This window comes from Xanthomonas sp. WHRI 8932A (assembly GCF_035012785.1).
In the GTDB taxonomy this organism is placed as follows: domain Bacteria; phylum Pseudomonadota; class Gammaproteobacteria; order Xanthomonadales; family Xanthomonadaceae; genus Xanthomonas.
In genome coordinates, this window is record NZ_JAYGQQ010000002.1 from 38,680 (window position 1) to 54,952 (window position 16,273).

A 16,273-nucleotide genomic window follows, 5' to 3' on the forward strand; every position below is an offset into this window, starting at 1 on the left:
CCACTGCAACCACTGCGCCGCCACCGCACACCTACACCGCTTGACCATGCCGCAGTGCGGCGCAGGGAGATCTCACGATGCGCGATGCCCCCGATGATTCGACACTTGCAGACCCGCTGCTCGGCTACCGCCGCACCCGGCCGGGCACGCAGCCGGCCTATCTGCATCCGGCCTACGCCTCCACCGCCTTGCGCGGCCCAACGCGGGCGCCCATCGATATCCCGGCCACGCTGTCGGAAGTCACCGGCCCGCGCTTGGATCGGCTCACCCTGGGCGAGCATGCAGCCGACCTCACCGCAGGATTCAGTGGCGAGCCGCTGGGCGAGCGCATCATCGTTTCCGGCCGCGTGCTCGACGAAAACGGCAAGCCGGTGCGCAACAGCGTGGTGGAAGTGTGGCAATGCAACGCGGCCGGCCGTTACCAGCATGCTGGCGATCGTCACGACGCACCGCTGGACCCCAACTTCCGCGGCACTGGCCAGGTGCTCACCGATGAGCATGGCCGCTACGTCTTCAAGACCATCAAGCCGGGCGCGTATCCGTGGCGCAATCACTACAACGCCTGGCGGCCGGCGCACATCCATTTTTCGCTGCACGGCGATGGCATCGGGCAACGGCTGATCACCCAGATGTATTTCCCGGGCGACCCGCTGCTGGCGCACGACCCCATCTACAACTGCGTCGACGATGCGCTGGCGCGCGAGCGCATGGTGTCCAGTTTCGACTGGGAAAACGCCATCAGCGAATATGCCCTGGCCTACCGCTTCGACATCGTGCTGCGCGGCCGCAAGCAAACGGTCTGGGAGTGAATCGATGAGCCTGCACGCAACCCCTTCGCAAACCGTCGGCCCGTATTACCGGCTTGGGCTGGAGCCGCTGTATCGCGACCAGCTCGCACCGGCGCAGGCCGCCGGCACGCACGTGCAGATCAGCGGCTGCGTCTTCGATGGTGCCGGCGTCCCGGTGGCCGACGCGGTGCTGGAACTGTGGCAAGCCGATGCCGCCGGTATCTATGCGCATGCCGCCGACAGCCGTTACCAGATGCACGACGCCAGCTTCGATGGCTGGGGCCGGGTGCCGACCGATGCGCAGGGGCGTTTTAGCTTCAGCACGGTCAAGCCGGGCGCCGTCGCCGGGCCGGAGGGCACGCTGCAGGCCGCGCATTTGAGCGTGCTGGTGTTCATGCGTGGGCTGTTGCGGGGCGCTTCGACGCGCCTGTACTTCGCCGATGACCCGCAGCTGGGCAGCGACCCGATCCTTGCGCTGGTGCCGGCCGCGCGCCGCGCCACCTTGCTGGCCCAGCCATCCGGCAATGGCGCCTATGCCTGGGATATCCATATGCAAGGCGACACAGAGACCGTGTTCTTCCGGTATTGATCCGCAGATCGGCGCACGTGCCGCACACGGCAGCCTGTGTCTGCACGTGCGCCGCTGGCCTGGCCAGGCGGCATGCAGCGCCGCGCACGGCAGCATGGCAGGCGCACAAGTGCACATCGGGGTGCCCAAGGCACGCATGCAAACCAGGGGTGCACGCTGTCACCTTCGCCCGCTGCGACCGCGCTGCGGGCGCTGCGCGTATTGCCCTAACGTCTAGTTGGCACCCCCGTGCTTCGGTGCCATGCTGCCGGCACGCCAAGAGATGCGATGCATGAGTGCGACGTCTTTGTTGTTGGGATCCTTGTTTGGCGAGCCTGCGTGCGACGCATTGTTCAACGATGCGGCGCGTGTGCAGGCCATGCTGCACTTCGAATCCGCGCTTGCCCGCGCGCAGGCGCAGTGCGATGTCATTCCTGCCGAAGCTGCCGCGTCCATCGCAGCGGCCTGCGATGTGCAGCACTACGACATGGCCGCCTTGGCGCAGGCCACCGCGCTCGCCGGCAACCCCGCCATTCCGCTGGTCAAGGCGCTGACCGCGCGCGTCGCTGCGCACGATGCTGCGGCCGCGCGCTGGGTGCACTGGGGGGCCACCAGCCAGGACGTCATCGATACCGGCAGCGTGTTGCAGCTGCGCGCCGCGCTCGATTTGCTGCTGCCGCGCCTGCAGCGTCTGTGCGACACGTTGGCCGCGTTGGCCGCACGCGAGCGCGACACTGGTCTGCCCGGGCGCACCTTGTTGCAGCAGGCCGTGCCGGTGACCTTCGGGCTCAAGGTGGCCGGCTGGCTGGATGCCTTGCAGCGCGCGCATCGGCGTCTGCACGCGTTGCGGCACGACGCGCTGGTGCTGCAATTCGGTGGCGCGGCCGGCACCTTGGCCTCATTGCAGGCGCGCGGCCTGGACGTGGCCCAGGCGCTTGCCGCCACCCTGGCGCTTCCTTTGCCTGCGTTGCCCTGGCACACCGCGCGCGACCGCATCGTCGAGGTTGGCTGCGCGTTCGGCCTGCTCGCCGGCACGCTGGGCAAGATCGGCGGTGATGTGGTGCTGCTGATGCAATCGGAGGTCGGCGAAGCCTTCGAGCCCGCGGCGGCCGGCAAGGGCGGCTCATCGGCGATGCCGCACAAGCGCAACCCCGTTTCCAGCGTGGCGGCGGTGGCCGCGGCCACCCGCGTGCCCGGGCTGATTTCTACCTTGTTCAGTGCGATGGCGCAGCCGCATGAGCGTGCCGCCGGGCAGTGGCATGCCGAATGGGACACCTTGCCGCAGATCGTCTGCCTGACTGCCGGCAGCCTGGCGCAGATGCAGGCCTGCCTGGCCGAGCTGGAACTGGACCGCACGCGCATGCGTCAGCACCTGGAAAGCCATGGCGGCGTGCTCTACGCCGAGGCGGTGGTGTTCGCGCTGGCCCCGCAGCTCGGCAAGCCGCAGGCGCACGCGCTGGTCGAACAGGCAGTGGCGATTGCGCAGGCGCAGCAGCGGCATCTGCGCGAGGTCTTGGCAGAGGACGCGCAGGTGAGTGCAGTACTCACGCACGCGCAACTGCACGCGGTGTTCGATAGCGACAGCTGGCGCGGCATGTCCTCGGTCTGGATCGATCGCGTACTGGCCGCTTCTTCCTCCCGTTGACGGTGCTTCGATGGCCTATCTGCAATTGCCCACGCATCGCCTGCATTACCGTCTGGACGGCACCGACGGGCGGCCCTGGCTGACCTTCTGCAATTCGCTCGGCACCGACATGCACATGTGGGACGTGCAGATCGAAGCCTTCGCCCCGCATTACCGCATCCTGCGTTACGACCGCCGCGGCCATGGCTATTCCGACTCTCCGCCAGGTCCCTACAGCGTGGCCGACCTGGGACAGGACGTGCTGGCGCTATGGGATGCCTTGCAGATCGAGCGCAGCGATTTCTGCGGGCTGTCGATCGGCGGGCTGACCGGGCAGTGGCTGGGACTGCATGCCGCGCAACGGCTGCGCCGGCTGGTGGTCTGCGCCACCGCGCAGAAGATCGGCAGCACCGCCACCTGGGAAACCCGCATCGAGCAGGTGCGCAGCGAAGGCCTGCCGATGCTGATCGATGCCACGCTGCAGCGCTGGTTTACCCCGGAATTTTCCATCAGCCACGCGCAGCGCCTGGACATGATCGCCGCCGCCTTCGTCTCCACCTCCCCGGACGGATACATCGCCTGCTGCCAGGCGGTGGCCGAGGCCGATTTCCGCGGCGCGCTGGATGGGCTGAACCTGCCGCTGCTGGCCCTGGCCGGCGACGACGACCCGGTGTGCCCGCCGCCGGACCTGCGCGAGATCGCCTACGCCGCGCCCGACGGACATTACGCCCAGGTACCGGGCCGCCATATCTGCAATCTGGAATCGCCGGCCGCGTTCAACGACGCGGTGCTGGGGTTCCTGCAAGCCGACTGATCTTTTCCGTATGACGAGGACGCACATGCACGAAGACGAACGCTATCAAGCCGGCCTGCGCGAACGCCGCCGTGTGCTGGGCGAAGCGCATGTCGAGCGCTCGCTGGCCGCACGCACCGAGCTCACCACCGAGTTTCAGGACCTGATCACCCGTTACGCCTGGGGCACCATCTGGACCCGCGACGGCCTGCCTGCGCATACCCGCTCGTTGATCACGTTGTCGATGATGGTCGCGTTGGGCCACGACGAAGAATTCAAGCTGCATGTGCGCGCCGCGCGCAACAACGGCGTCACCCCCGAGCAGATCAAGGAAGTGCTGCTGCAGGCGGCCATCTATTGCGGCGTCCCGGCGGCCAACCATGCCTTTGCGCTGGCCAAACCGATCCTGGAAGAACAGGCTGCCGAGACCTGACGCGGCCCGCATCATCGTTTTCGCGTCTGCCTGCCATGCCACGCAGCGTGCCCGGTCCACCGCGCCCATGACGAGATGCCGCATGACGTTCCGACCCGCCTACCTGCTCCTGCTGTTGCTGTTCTCGCTGGCCGCTGGGGCACAACCGCAGCCCGGGCCCGGCACCCAGCTGGCGCAGGTGCGCGCCGACGATGGCCAGGCACTGGCGGTGTGGTCGCGCGTGCCTGTGCAGCCGCGTGGCGCGGTACTGCTGGTGCATGGCCGCACCTGGAGTTCGCTGCCCAACTTCGACCTGCAGGTGCCGGGCGAAGCGGCCGATTCGCGCTCGGTGCTGGCGGCCTTCGCACAGGCCGGGCTCGCCGCCTACGCGGTGGACCTGCGCGGCTACGGCGGCAGTGCACGCGACCGCAGCGGATGGAACACGCCCGACCGCGCGGTGCGCGATGTCGCGCAGATGCTGGCCTGGGTTGCCCGGCAACACCCGGGTCTGCCGCCTCCCGCCTTGATCGGCTATTCCAACGGCGCGCGGGTCGCGCTGCTGGTCGGCCAGCAACACCCGCAGGCGGTGTCCGCGCTGGTGCTGTACGGCTTCCCCGACGATGTCGATGCGCCGCCCACCGACGCGCCAACACCGGCCCAGCCCTTACGCGCACGCACCACCGCCGCGGCGGCCGGCGAGGATTTCATCACTGCCGACGCGGCGCCCCCTGGCGTGCGTGCGGCCTACGTGGCGCAGTCGCTGGCGGCCGACCCGGTGCGCACGGACTGGCGCGCGATGGCGCAGTTCGCGTTCCAGCCCGAGCAGGTCACGACGTTGCCGGTGCTGCTGCTGCGCGGCGTCGACGATCCCATCGCCACACAAGCGGACAACGCGCATCTGTTCGCACGCCTGGGCAGCCAAGACCGTAGCTGGATTACCTTGCCGCACGCCGATCATGTGGCGCATGTGGAAGACACCCATGCGGCCTGGGTGGAGACGGTGGTGGGCTTCCTGCGTCGGCCGCGCTGAGCCCTGACGCGGGTGGCGGGTGCGTCGGGTGCGTGCAGGAGCACGCGACCAACGCGCTGCCTGCTGCATGCGAAGCAATGACATGCAGCTGTGCGCGAGGCGCACGTCACGCTTGTGTGCGGGACCCAGGCCACGCGCAGCCCGCAGCCCTCGGCCGCGTCACCCAGGATCGAGACTGCTACAGCGCTCAAGACGCGCCGCACGCGCTAACTCAACAACGCTCCCAGGCGCTGCGCCGCCAGCTTCAACGGCTCCAGCAACTGCGTCTGCATGGTCTGCAGGCTGACGCGCCCGGCCTGCGCGCCGATGTTGAGCGCGGCAATCACCTCGCCACGCAGGTTGCGCACCGGCACTGCGATCGAACGCAGGCCGATCTCCAGCTCCTGATCGGTCAGGCACATGCCTTCGCGGCGCGCACGCGCCAGGACCTCCAGCAGCGCCGAGGCCTGGGTCACCGTTCGGTCGGTGCGCGGGCGCAGCGTGGTGCGCTCCAGGTAGGCCTGCAAGGTATCGCCGGGCAGGGCCGCCAGCAGCACCCGGCCCATCGAGGTGCAATAGGCCGGCAACCGCGTGCCCGGGCGTAGCCCGATCGACATGATCCGCACCGTCTCCGCGCGCGCCACGTACAGCAGGTCGTCGCCGTCCAGGACGCCCAGCGAGCAGGACTCGTGCAGTTGGTCGCGCAACCCGTCCAGCACCGGCTGGGCCGCCGCGGTCATCGCCGAAGACGCCGCGTAGGCGCCGCCAATGCCCAGCACGCGCGGCAACAGCACATAGCCACGGCCCTGCTCGCCGACATAGCCCAGCTTGGCCAGCGTATGCAGCACCCGCCGCACCGCCGCTCGCGAGATGCCGGTTTCCAGGCTGATCTGCGACATGGTCACCTCGCGCGGGTGCTGGGCGAACACGCTCAGCACCACCAGCCCGCGCCCCAGCGAGGTCATGAAGTCCGGGTCGCCCTGGGCGGCGGCAATCTGCTGCATCAACTCGTATGGCAGGCCGCGCTCGCTCCCGGTCGCGGCGATTGCGGCGGGACGTTTGCGGCGGCTGGCGGTGGGCTCGGGCATCGGATCGCGCGTCAGGCAGGTCCACGCATGGTAAGCGCTCGCGCCAATGCCTGCTTCCGGTCGCACTGTGCGCCTCGCATGTAAGCACTTCATCCTGCTTGCCGCATAATCGCTGCTGACTTGTTTCGGATCGGTCCCCCTCGTCCATGAAAACCCCCAAGGGCCTGCAGCCGCTGATCGACGACGGTGTCATCGACGAAGTGTTGCGACCACTGAAGAGCGGCAAGGAAGCCTCCGTCTACGTGGTCAGCGCCGGCGCCGACATCCTGTGCGCCAAGGTCTACAAGGACATGGCGCAACGCAGCTTCCAGGCGCGCGTGCAATATCAGGAAGGCCGCAAGGTGCGCGGCAGCCGCCAGGCGCGCGCGATGGGCAAGGCCACCAAGTTCGGCCGCCGTGAAGCCGAGACCGCATGGAAGAACACCGAAGCCGACGCGCTCTACCAACTGGTGGATGCCGGCGTGCACGTGCCCAAGCCGCGCGGCTATTTCCATGGCGTGCTGCTGATGGATCTGGTCACCGATGCCGCCGGTCACAGCGCACCACGGTTGGGCGAAGTGGAGCTGGAGCCGGAGCAGGCGCACGCGTTCCATGTCAGCCTGATCGGCGATGTGGTCAAGATGCTGTCGCTGGGTCTGGTGCACGGCGATCTGTCCGAATACAACGTGCTGGTCTCGCCCGACGGCCCGGTGGTGATCGATTTCCCGCAGGTGGTCAGTGCCGCCGGCAACAATGCCGCGCGCGACATGCTGCTGCGCGATGTGCACAACTTGCGCGACTGCCTGGGCCGCTTCGCTCCGGAGCTGCTCGACACCCACTACGGCGAAGAAATGTGGGCGCTTTACGAAAAGGGTGAGTTGCGCCCGGACAGCGTGCTCACCGGCCGCTTCAAGTTCGACACCAAGCGCGCCGACGTGCGCGCCATCCGCGCCTCCATTGAAGACGCGCGGCAGGAAAACCTGATCCGCCAGCAAGGCCGTGAAGCCGCCGCCGAAGACGACGACTGATCGCTGCGTGCGCCACACGGCGGATTGCCTTGCTCGGCGGCCGCCGGCACGGGGCCTGCCGTGGCACGGGCGGCACCTGTCCAGACGCGACCCTGTTGCTTCCGAATTGATGGGATTGACGCGAACTGAGCCACGGTGCGTCTAAACGACGGCAACGACGGCACGGGGATGAGGCGCGTTGCCGCTTCATCCCGCACGGTCTGCGCTTGTAAGTCTGCGCACGCGGCATGCGGTTGCGCATCCACGCGATGCAACGCAGCAATCGGGGTTGCAGGTGGTCGTGTGCATGCCCGCAAGATGTAACGCGTTGCAGCTCAGAACCCTTCTGTATCAAGCCAGCACAGGCCTGCCCAAGCGATCGCGCGTCATCCGGCCAGGTAGTTATTTCATTTAATGGTTATTTAAAATAAGTATCAGGCAAACTCGGTAGTCCTCCACTGCCAACGAGACCGCCATGTTCGATCCCGATGTCGTTCGCCTGTTCGCTGTTCTCCAGCAGGCTGCCCAGCCGCCGATGGAAACGCTGCCCCTGGCAGACGCACGCGCAATGATGCGTGGGCTGGGAGCGCAGCTCGGCTTTCCGGTGCTGGAGATGGCGCAGGTGCGCGCCGTGCAGGCCGACACCGCTGTTGGCAACGTGCCGCTCCGGTTGTATCGGCCGCCGGGCCTGAGCGACGCGCCCGCGCCAACCTGCGTGTTTGTGCACGGTGGCGGCGGCGTGGTGGGCGATCTGGAGTCGCATGACGATGTGTGCCGACAGCTCGCGGCACGCGCTGGTTGCCAGGTGCTGGCCGTCGATTACCGGCTGGCTCCCGAGCACCCCGCGCCGGCCGGCGTGGAGGACGTCATCGCCACTGTGCAGTGGCTGGCCGCGCATCCCGAGCAGGCCGGCGCAGATCCACAGCGGTTGGCGGTGGCCGGCGACAGCATCGGCGGCGCGATGGCTGCCGCCGCTGCAGTGGCCGCACGCGATGCCGGCATTGCGCTGCGCTGTCAGCTGCTGCTGTACCCGCTCACAGACGCACGCGAAGACAGCGGCGAGTATCCGTCCCGCACGACCAATGCCGACATTCCACCGCTGACCCGGCAGGCCACGCAGTTTTTCAACCAGCATTTCATCAAGGATCCTGCCATCGCCCTGGATTGGCGCGTCTCGCCGCTGCTTGCTCCGGATCTGAGCGGCGTTGCGCCGGCGCTGATCGTGCTGGCCGAGCGCGACGTTCTGCACGACGAAGGCCTGCGCTATGCCGAGCGCCTGCGCGCAGCCGGTGTCGAGGTCAGCGTGCACACCTTTCCCGGCATGGTGCACGGCTTCATCCATATGGCCAGCATCATCCAGGCAGCCGACAAGACCGTGGACCTGTTTGCCGAAATGCTGCGACAGCGGCTGTTGCCGGCGTAATCCGGCGTATTGCCGAGGTGTCGGCACTACGCGCAGCATCGTGGCGGGTTGGCGCACGGTGCGGATGCAAACGCGCTGCCGCTTCGGTCCGCGCGAACAAACTCCGGCGCGATCCGGCACTCGGTGCCGGCGCGCTACCGCGGCGTTTAGAAGTTGAAGCGGAGCGTCGTCATCAATACGTGGTTTTCGCGGTCCACTGCGCGCGTATTGACGAACTGGTTGAGATAACCGACGTCCATATTGGAAATGGCGTTGAACTTCCAGTTGATGCCGACGAAGACGCGGTTCTGGTCGATACCGCGGCGTGCGCCCCATTGCGTCTGATCGAGATTGACGAACAGCTCGTTGAACAGCACCCAGGACAGTTGCGGACTGAATCCGCTCGGGCGGGTGGCGCGGATCATTTGCCGCACGCGGTAGCCCTCATCGCTGAAGTCTTCGCGGTGGCGCTGCTCCAGACGTGTGCGGCTGGTGATGCTGATCTCGGCGATCGGATCGAACTGATACTGAAACTGTCCCCACCAGCGATTTTCGCGGTTGGACGGCTGGCCGGCCGGATGGCTGATGATGGTGTCATACCCCATCCAGACGCTGGCCTTGGGGTTGAGCCGGTAAAACACCGCAGGGCGCAGGATCAATTGATCGAACTGCTCGCCTTCCTCGCGCCAGCGCGGATGAATATCCATGCTCCAGTAAAGGTTCTCGACCGGCAATTTGCCCTGGGCGTAGATACTCAGCCAATATCGGCCATCTTCTTCGGTATTGGCATGGGCGGTGGAGATACTTCCCAGCAGTAAAAACAGAACAGGACCGGCGATGCGAAACGTTGCGGTCCGTAGCGTGCCAAATGCGTTCATTTAGTGAAATGTGTCGGCGTTGGCAAATCATAGCAACATCTATCGCGTTTCCATCGACCGTCTGGTCCACCCGTAACGCCTCTGTTCGGCTGGGGCTTCGCTAATCGGGATACGCCATCGCTTCAGTGCATTCGCTGGCAAGGTGTGCAGGCCTGGAGCCAAGTGACATGTCTGTGTTTGCCTTCTGTGAGACCAGGCCGATACGCCGACATCGCCAGCCCTGCGCTGCGCTGCTGTGACCGGCGGTCGATCTCCAGACCGACAGCGCATCCCAATGCCTCAGGGCGATGCAGCGTCGTTGGAGAGCATCTGCCGAAACAAGGTGTCCAGGGCATCCGAACGCCCGCTGCCGGCCGGCAGCTGTGGCTGCGCCGTGCCCATGCGGTCGAGTTCTGCTTCGATAAAATCGCTGATCACCGCAATCCGTGGTCCATCTTCCACTTCTGTGGAGATGCGCTTGAGCGCCAGCAAACGCTCGATTTCCTCGCGCAGGTCTCCACTCGGCAGCAGTTCGTCCAGCAGCAATTCAAATGCCATCGGCGGCATGTCCTGGCGGCGCTCGATCCACTGACAGGCCAGAATCGGGCGCAAGACGTACAGATATTTCTTGGTACGAATCCGCTCACCGCGCAGGTAGCCGCGATAGTTGCTCTTGGCCATGTTGAAGTAATGCCACCAGGTGCCAAGCGGTGAATAGAAGTGCGCGGCGATCGTCCGCAACTGCTCGACAGCAACCGGATCTTGCCGATACACCACCGGCGAATGCAGCCATTCCAGCAGCGTCGGATTGGACTTGGAGACCAACCGCAATGCCTTGCGCAGGTCCCAGCCGCTGACATCCAGATCGTCGGAGATCGGCAGCTCGATCACGTCGCGCTGCGGCTCGCCGGGGCCGGTGCTTTCATTGACGCTCAGATACCAATCGCGCCGATGGACGTAGACAAAGCGTGCGTCGTAATCGCTGTCGGGCGACGAAAATCCCCAGCCGCGGCTGCCCGATTCGCACGCCAGCAGAATGCGGACCTCATGTTGCTGCTCGATCTCACGCAACGCCGCCAGCACTGCCTCGCGTTTGTCCGCTGCGATGGGATGGATGTCCATGGGGTCGCTGTCCTTGTGCATGACGTGCCCCAATCATAACCAGCTCACGCAGATGCAGCCCGGCTCACGGACAGATCATGCAACCTTGCTACGCCGCGCGCGTTCCAGATGCACCAGCAGCAGCGAGATCGCTGCCGGGGTCATGCCGGGAATGCGTTGTGCCTGACCGATGTGTTGCGGGCGCACGCGTTCGAGTTTCTGCTGTACTTCGATCGACAGACCGCGCACGCCGGCGTAGTCGAAGTCTTCCGGGATCGGCGTATTTTCCTGGCGTTGCTGGCGTGCGATATCGTCGCGCTGGCGATCCAGATAACCGGCGTACTTGACGCTGATTTCGACCTGTTCGGCCACCTGCGTATCGTCCACGCCCGGCCCCAGTGTCGGCACGCGCATCAGCGTGGCGTAGTTGAGTTCCGGGCGCTTGATCAGGTCCAGCACATTGGTTTCGCGGCTGAGCGACACGTTCAGCGTCTGCGCCACTTCGCGACCCAGCGCATTGCCCGGCGTCGCCCACAGCGCCGACAGGCGTGCGGTCTCGCGTTGCACCGCATCCTGCTTGGCCGAAAAGCGCGCCCAGCGCGCCTCATCGACCAGACCCATCGCGCGGCCCACCCCGGTCAGGCGTGTATCGGCATTGTCTTCGCGCAGCTGCAGCCGGTATTCGGCGCGGCTGGTGAACATGCGATACGGCTCGGTAGTGCCGTGGGTGATCAAATCGTCCACCAGCACGCCTAGGTAGGCTTCGTCGCGACGCGGCGACCAGGCCGGCAGCCCCTGCACATGGCGGGCGGCATTGAGGCCGGCCAGCAGGCCTTGCGCGGCGGCCTCTTCGTAACCGGTGGTGCCGTTGATCTGTCCGGCAAAGAACAGCCCGCCGACCGCCTTGGTTTCCAGCGAGGCCTTGAGCCCGCGCGGGTCGAAGAAGTCGTATTCGATCGCGTAGCCGGGGCGGGTGATATGCGCCTGCGCAAAACCGTGGATCGAGCGCACCAGCGCCAGCTGCACATCGAACGGCAGCGAGGTGGAAATGCCGTTGGGATAGATCTCGGTCACCTCCAGGCCTTCGGGTTCAACGAAGATCTGGTGGCTGGTCTTCTCGGCAAAGCGCACCACCTTGTCTTCGATCGACGGGCAGTAGCGCGGGCCGATGCCTTCGATCTGCCCCGAATACAGCGGCGAGCGGTGCAGTGCGCCGCGGATGATGTCGTGGGTCTGCTCGGTGGTGTGGGTGATCCAGCAGCTGACCTGGCGTGGGTGGTCGCTGACCTGGCCCATGAACGACATCACCGGCAGCGGGTCGTCGCCGGGTTGTTCGGCCATGACGCTGTAGTCGAGCGTGCGCCCGTCGATGCGCGGCGGGGTGCCGGTCTTGAGGCGGTCGATCGCGAACGGCCGCTCGCGCAGACGCGCGGCCAGCGTGGTGGCGGGCGGGTCGCCCATGCGCCCGGCCGCGTATTGGGTTTCGCCGACATGGATCTTGCCGGCCAGGAAGGTGCCGGCGGTCAGCACCACCGCCGGCGCCTCAAAGCGCAGCCCGGTCTGGGTGATGACTCCGCGCACGCTGTCGCCTTCGGCGGCGCCGTTGTTGATGATCAGATCGTCCACCGCCGCCTGGAACACGGTCAGGTTGGGCTGTGCCTCGACGATGCAACGGATGGCGTTGCGGTAGAGGTTGCGGTCGGCCTGGCAGCGGGTAGCACGCACCGCCGGCCCCTTGGAGGCATTGAGGGTGCGCCACTGGATGCCGGCCAGATCCGCCGCGTGCGCCATCGCCCCACCCAGCGCATCGATCTCTTTGACCAGATGGCCCTTGCCGATCCCGCCGATGGCCGGATTGCAGCTCATCGCGCCCACCGTCTCGATGTTGTGAGTCAGCAGCAAGGTGCGGGCACCTGCGCGCGCAGACGCCAACGCGGCCTCGGTGCCGGCATGGCCGCCGCCGATCACGATGACGTCGAAGCGATAGAAAGAGTCGGACATGGGCGTGGACTGATCAGCAGAGAGAAGGAAAACGGCCGCAGAAGTATCGACTGAAGCGCCGCGATGGTCACTAAAACGTTAAATATGTGACGTAATTCACATTTCAAGATAGTGACCCTCAAGTTGGCACGTTCCGTGCGGATATCCCTACTGCACCTATCGTGGCATTGCGACATGGGCGCAAAGGCTGGAATTGGAACAGGGGCCAGCCGCGCGTGCGATGGGGTAGCGTAAGGGTCGGTAGTCGGGGGACTGCCGACCCTTATTTTTTTGCGATTCCGGCAACACCTGCACGCTTTCTCGATCATTGCGCGGCTGCAGGCGCTGCGCGTCCTGATGCGCCTGCGATCCTCGATCTACAAATGCATAAAGCCCCGGCATGCCGGGGCTTTATGCATTGGAGGCGCCGATATCCGACAGGGCCGGAACAGGGGGGATCCAGATTTCCCTGTCGGACATCGACATAAGTCGGTCAGTGGGGCGGGCCGGGTCATAACATGACGTGGCGGGTCACACAGAGCACCTAGCTTGCGACCAAGTGCCGACTGAACGCAAGCCCCCAATGTCGCCATTTGTGGGGCACGTCGCAGTCAGCGTGTCATGGGATTTGCTGGCGGCTGTTGCGTGGCGCTGTCTGGCGCTGGATCTCGCGAATCACACGCGGCGGCGCGCCGATCCGTGCCGGTGGCCGCGCGGGCGGTGCACCCGTCGTCGGTGGCGAATTGGGACGCTGCGGACGCGGGCCATTCGGGCGCGGGCCGTTGTTGAACGATCCGTTCGGACGCGGCGGGCGGTACTGCGGGCGGCGATCGTTCTGCCGGTAGTAATAGCCACCACCACGGTAGACCGGATACACCGGGTAGTCGTACAGCCCGATCGCACCGGCACCATACGGAGCGCCGTAGAGGCCGCCGTAGTTATAGGGCGAGTATCCCGGCGGATAGCGATACTGCACAGCAGGCGCGCCACGGTAATAGCCGCCCGACCCGCCTCCGGTGTAGTCGTAAGTTGCGCAGCCGCCCAAGGCCAATAGCCCGGCGGCGAAGATCAGACGGAATTTCATGGATGGTGCCCTCCTGCAACCATGATCTCACTTTCGAACCGCTGCATTGAATCGGTCCTTAACTGTGCCGCAATGTGGCGCTTTTTCATCGATCCAGCATGCGCAGGCGGTGTGCGTGCGAGCCGTGAAGAGTGAGGCGATACGTTAATCTTGCAGGCATGATCGACACGGTCCCTCTTGCCCATTCAGATGTCCTGCAAGCCGCCGCGCGCATTGCGCCGCACTGCGCGACGACACCGTTGCTGACCTCGCACCGCCTGGACGCACTGTGCGGTGCGCAGCTGTTCTTCAAGGCCGAGCACCTGCAGCGCAGCGGCGCGTTCAAGTTCCGCGGCGCCTGCAATGCGGTGTGGTCGCTGCCTGACGACGTGGCACCGCACGGCGTGGTCACCCACTCGTCCGGTAATCATGGCGCGGCGTTGGCGCTGGCCGCTCGTACGCGCGGTATCGGCTGTCATGTCGTGGTGCCCGAAGGCGCGGTTGCCGCCAAGCTGGCCAATATTTCCCGGCATGGCGCCACGCTGTGGCGTTGCGCGCCGACCATCGCAGCACGCGAGCATCTGTGTGCCCAGGTCCAGGCCACCAGTGGCGCGACCCTGGTGCATCCGTACACCGATCCGGCCGTGATCGCCGGCCAGGGCACGGCCACCTTGGAGTTGCTGCATCAAAGCGGCGGGCTGGATGTGCTGCTGGCGCCGGTCGGCGGCGGCGGGTTGGCGGCCGGTGCGGCGTTGGCGCTGCGGTCTGCGCCGGGCTGTGCGCTGGTGCTGGCCGAGCCAAGCGGGGCGGCCGACACCGCGCGCTCGCTGGCCGCTGGGCAGCGCCTGGTCGACTTCGTGCCCGACACCGTCTGCGATGGTCTGCGCGGCACCCTGGGCGCGCCGAACTTTACGTTGCTGCAGGCGGCCGGCGCGCAGGTGATCACGGTGGACGATGAGGCCGTGGTGCAGGCGATGCGGCTGATCTGGCAGCTGCTCAAGCAGGTGGTGGAGCCGTCTTCGGCCATCACGCTGGCGGCGGTGCTGGCCGAGCCGGCGCGGTTTGCCGGGCGCAGGGTCGGGCTGATCCTGTCCGGCGGCAATGTCGATCTGGACGCACTGCCGTGGGCCGCGGCGTGAGCAGGCGTGCGCGCGGACTCGGCCTGTGGGGCTGGGGCTGGCGGTTATGCATGCTGGCGCTGATCTGGCTGGTGGCGGTGGCTGGCTGGATCGTCTGGGTGGGCGACCGCGATCAGGCGGCGCCGGCGGACGTGATCATCGTGCTGGGCGCGGCGGCTTATGACGCGCGCCCGTCGCCCGTCTTCGAAGAACGGATCCGGCATGCGCTGGATCTGTACGACCAGGGCTATGCGCCGCGGCTGTTGTTCACTGGCGGCTTCGGCAATGGCGCGCGGTTTTCCGAGTCGCAGGTGGCACGGCGCTACGCGCTGCGCCACGGGGTGCCGCCGGAAGCGATCGTGATCGAGACGGTCTCGCGGACCACCCGGCAAAACCTGGAGCAGGCGCGCATCTTGATGGCCCGTCATGGCATGCACCGGGCGATCATCGTCAGCGACCCGCTGCACATGGCGCGCGCGCTGCGGCTGAGCCAGGAGCTGGGAGTGGACGCGCTGGCCTCGTCTACGCCGAGTACGCGCTTTCGCAGTTTCCACACCAGCTGGCGCTTCCTGCTGCAGGAGGTTTACTTCTTCCACCGCGATCTGGTGGTGCAGGGCCCCTGAAACGGATGCGTGGCATCCGGCGGCATCCCCACTGGCGATTCAGCCAGTCGGGGCGATGGTGCGTCGCGGTTGCACCAGCGCCTCGCCGCGATGGATCGGCACCGGGCGTCAGCGGTGCATGGTGTGGTGGTGTGCGCTGCGCGTAACGGCGCGGCCGTCGAGGTAGGGGAACGCCTGCGATGCAGTCGGACGCTGACCGCGTCTCAGCGCGCACGCAAAACCCGCTCTATGATGCGGCTTTCCCAGCGGCAGGTTCGAGCATGAGCGAGAGCAATCGGCAACACGCCATCGGCCTGGTCCAGGCCTATTACGACGCCTTCAATCGCGGAGATTGGGACGCCATGCTGGCGTTCCTGGCCGAGGATGTGGCGCACGACCTCAATCAAGGTGCGCGCGAGATCGGCCGTGCGGAATTCGCGGCCTTCCTGCAGCGCATGAACGACAGCTACCGCGAGCAGTTGCGCGACATCGTGATCACCGCCAACGATGACGGCACGCGGGTGGGGGCCGAATACGTGGTGCACGGGGTCTACCACACCACCGACGAAGGCCTGCCCGATGCCAACGGCCAGACCTATGTGCTGCCGGGCGGTGCGTTCTTCGATGTGCAGGACGGCGCGATCACCCGCGTCACCAACTACTACAACCTGCAGGAATGGATTGCGCGGGTGTCGCGCTGAGAGCGTCGATCGGCATGCGCTAGACCTGTGTAGGGGCGCGCCCGGGCGCGATGAAGCGTTACCGGGAATGCCTCGTCGCGCCCAGGTGCGCTCCTACGCGGTTTGTCTTGCGTTACAGCACTGCTGCATGTTCGGTCGGCGGCGATGGCAGGAGCGGCTGGGCGGGTATTCGCGCCTGTCT

16 protein-coding genes are annotated in these 16,273 nt (G+C 66.4%); 11 read left to right on the forward strand and 5 right to left on the reverse strand.

What is annotated here, in order from left to right:
• The first annotated feature begins 77 nt into the window (after nt 1-77).
• The 6 genes from pcaH to VC212_RS02965 all read left to right on the forward strand — a co-directional run bounded on the left by pcaH (nt 78) and on the right by VC212_RS02965 (nt 5,215).
• Nucleotides 78-809 (forward strand): protocatechuate 3,4-dioxygenase subunit beta, encoded by a 732-nt coding sequence (pcaH, locus tag VC212_RS02940; protein WP_323514538.1) that lies wholly within the window; start codon nt 78-80, stop codon nt 807-809.
• 4 nt (nt 810-813) lie between these two features.
• Nucleotides 814-1,377 (forward strand): protocatechuate 3,4-dioxygenase subunit alpha, encoded by a 564-nt coding sequence (gene pcaG, locus VC212_RS02945; RefSeq protein ID WP_323514536.1) that lies wholly within the window; start codon nt 814-816, stop codon nt 1,375-1,377.
• 271 nt (nt 1,378-1,648) lie between these two features.
• The gene (locus VC212_RS02950; RefSeq protein ID WP_323514535.1) at nt 1,649-3,001 is read left to right on the forward strand and encodes a 3-carboxy-cis,cis-muconate cycloisomerase; all 1,353 of its coding nucleotides are present in this window, start codon (nt 1,649-1,651) and stop codon (nt 2,999-3,001) included.
• Nucleotides 3,002-3,011: 10 nt separating this feature from the next.
• A complete protein-coding gene (gene pcaD, locus VC212_RS02955) occupies nt 3,012-3,794 on the forward strand; it encodes a 3-oxoadipate enol-lactonase (RefSeq protein ID WP_055853379.1) in 783 nt (260 codons plus the stop codon).
• A gap of 25 nt (nt 3,795-3,819) precedes the next feature.
• The gene (gene pcaC, locus VC212_RS02960; protein WP_055853377.1) at nt 3,820-4,206 is read left to right on the forward strand and encodes a 4-carboxymuconolactone decarboxylase; all 387 of its coding nucleotides are present in this window, start codon (nt 3,820-3,822) and stop codon (nt 4,204-4,206) included.
• Between the two features lie 82 nt (nt 4,207-4,288).
• Nucleotides 4,289-5,215, forward strand: coding sequence for an alpha/beta fold hydrolase (locus tag VC212_RS02965; protein ID WP_323514534.1), 927 nt, complete (start codon nt 4,289-4,291; stop codon nt 5,213-5,215).
• Between the two features lie 206 nt (nt 5,216-5,421).
• Here VC212_RS02965 and VC212_RS02970 read toward each other — a convergent pair whose 3' ends face one another.
• Nucleotides 5,422-6,282, reverse strand: a complete 861-nt coding sequence (locus VC212_RS02970) for an IclR family transcriptional regulator C-terminal domain-containing protein (RefSeq protein WP_115528165.1) — start codon at nt 6,280-6,282, stop codon at nt 5,422-5,424.
• Between the two features lie 146 nt (nt 6,283-6,428).
• On the opposite strand from VC212_RS02970, the gene VC212_RS02975 reads away from it, so the two are divergent.
• Together VC212_RS02975 and VC212_RS02980 are read left to right on the forward strand one after the other, a co-directional pair.
• The gene (locus VC212_RS02975) at nt 6,429-7,289 is read left to right on the forward strand and encodes a PA4780 family RIO1-like protein kinase (protein WP_115512800.1); all 861 of its coding nucleotides are present in this window, start codon (nt 6,429-6,431) and stop codon (nt 7,287-7,289) included.
• 454 nt (nt 7,290-7,743) lie between these two features.
• Nucleotides 7,744-8,691, forward strand: a complete 948-nt coding sequence (locus VC212_RS02980) for an alpha/beta hydrolase (protein ID WP_115552723.1) — start codon at nt 7,744-7,746, stop codon at nt 8,689-8,691.
• Between the two features lie 146 nt (nt 8,692-8,837).
• Here the strand turns inward: VC212_RS02980 and VC212_RS02985 are convergent, their stop codons facing one another.
• From VC212_RS02985 to VC212_RS03000, 4 genes are all read right to left on the reverse strand, one after another.
• Nucleotides 8,838-9,548 (reverse strand): DUF2490 domain-containing protein, encoded by a 711-nt coding sequence (locus VC212_RS02985; protein WP_055853367.1) that lies wholly within the window; start codon nt 9,546-9,548, stop codon nt 8,838-8,840.
• Nucleotides 9,549-9,827: 279 nt separating this feature from the next.
• Nucleotides 9,828-10,649: a nucleotidyltransferase domain-containing protein gene (locus tag VC212_RS02990; RefSeq protein ID WP_115552914.1), complete on the reverse strand. Its 822-nt coding sequence runs from the start codon at nt 10,647-10,649 to the stop codon at nt 9,828-9,830.
• A gap of 75 nt (nt 10,650-10,724) precedes the next feature.
• Nucleotides 10,725-12,629 carry a tRNA uridine-5-carboxymethylaminomethyl(34) synthesis enzyme MnmG gene (mnmG, locus tag VC212_RS02995; protein WP_323514532.1) on the reverse strand — a complete coding sequence of 635 codons (1,905 nt, stop codon included), beginning with the start codon at nt 12,627-12,629 and terminating at the stop codon, nt 10,725-10,727.
• Between the two features lie 598 nt (nt 12,630-13,227).
• Nucleotides 13,228-13,692: a hypothetical protein gene (locus tag VC212_RS03000; protein ID WP_323514531.1), complete on the reverse strand. Its 465-nt coding sequence runs from the start codon at nt 13,690-13,692 to the stop codon at nt 13,228-13,230.
• A 158-nt stretch (nt 13,693-13,850) separates the two neighbouring features.
• Between VC212_RS03000 and VC212_RS03005 the strand changes: the two genes are divergently transcribed.
• The 3 genes from VC212_RS03005 to VC212_RS03015 all read left to right on the forward strand — a co-directional run bounded on the left by VC212_RS03005 (nt 13,851) and on the right by VC212_RS03015 (nt 16,092).
• On the forward strand, nt 13,851-14,810 hold the full coding sequence (locus VC212_RS03005) for a pyridoxal-phosphate dependent enzyme (RefSeq protein WP_323514530.1): 960 nt from the start codon (nt 13,851-13,853) through the stop codon (nt 14,808-14,810).
• Nucleotides 14,795-15,412 carry a YdcF family protein gene (locus tag VC212_RS03010; RefSeq protein ID WP_055853359.1) on the forward strand — a complete coding sequence of 206 codons (618 nt, stop codon included), beginning with the start codon at nt 14,795-14,797 and terminating at the stop codon, nt 15,410-15,412. Before VC212_RS03005 ends, VC212_RS03010 begins: the two co-directional genes overlap by 16 nt.
• 260 nt (nt 15,413-15,672) lie before the next feature.
• Nucleotides 15,673-16,092: a nuclear transport factor 2 family protein gene (locus VC212_RS03015; RefSeq protein WP_323514529.1), complete on the forward strand. Its 420-nt coding sequence runs from the start codon at nt 15,673-15,675 to the stop codon at nt 16,090-16,092.
• Nucleotides 16,093-16,273: the final 181 nt, after the last annotated feature.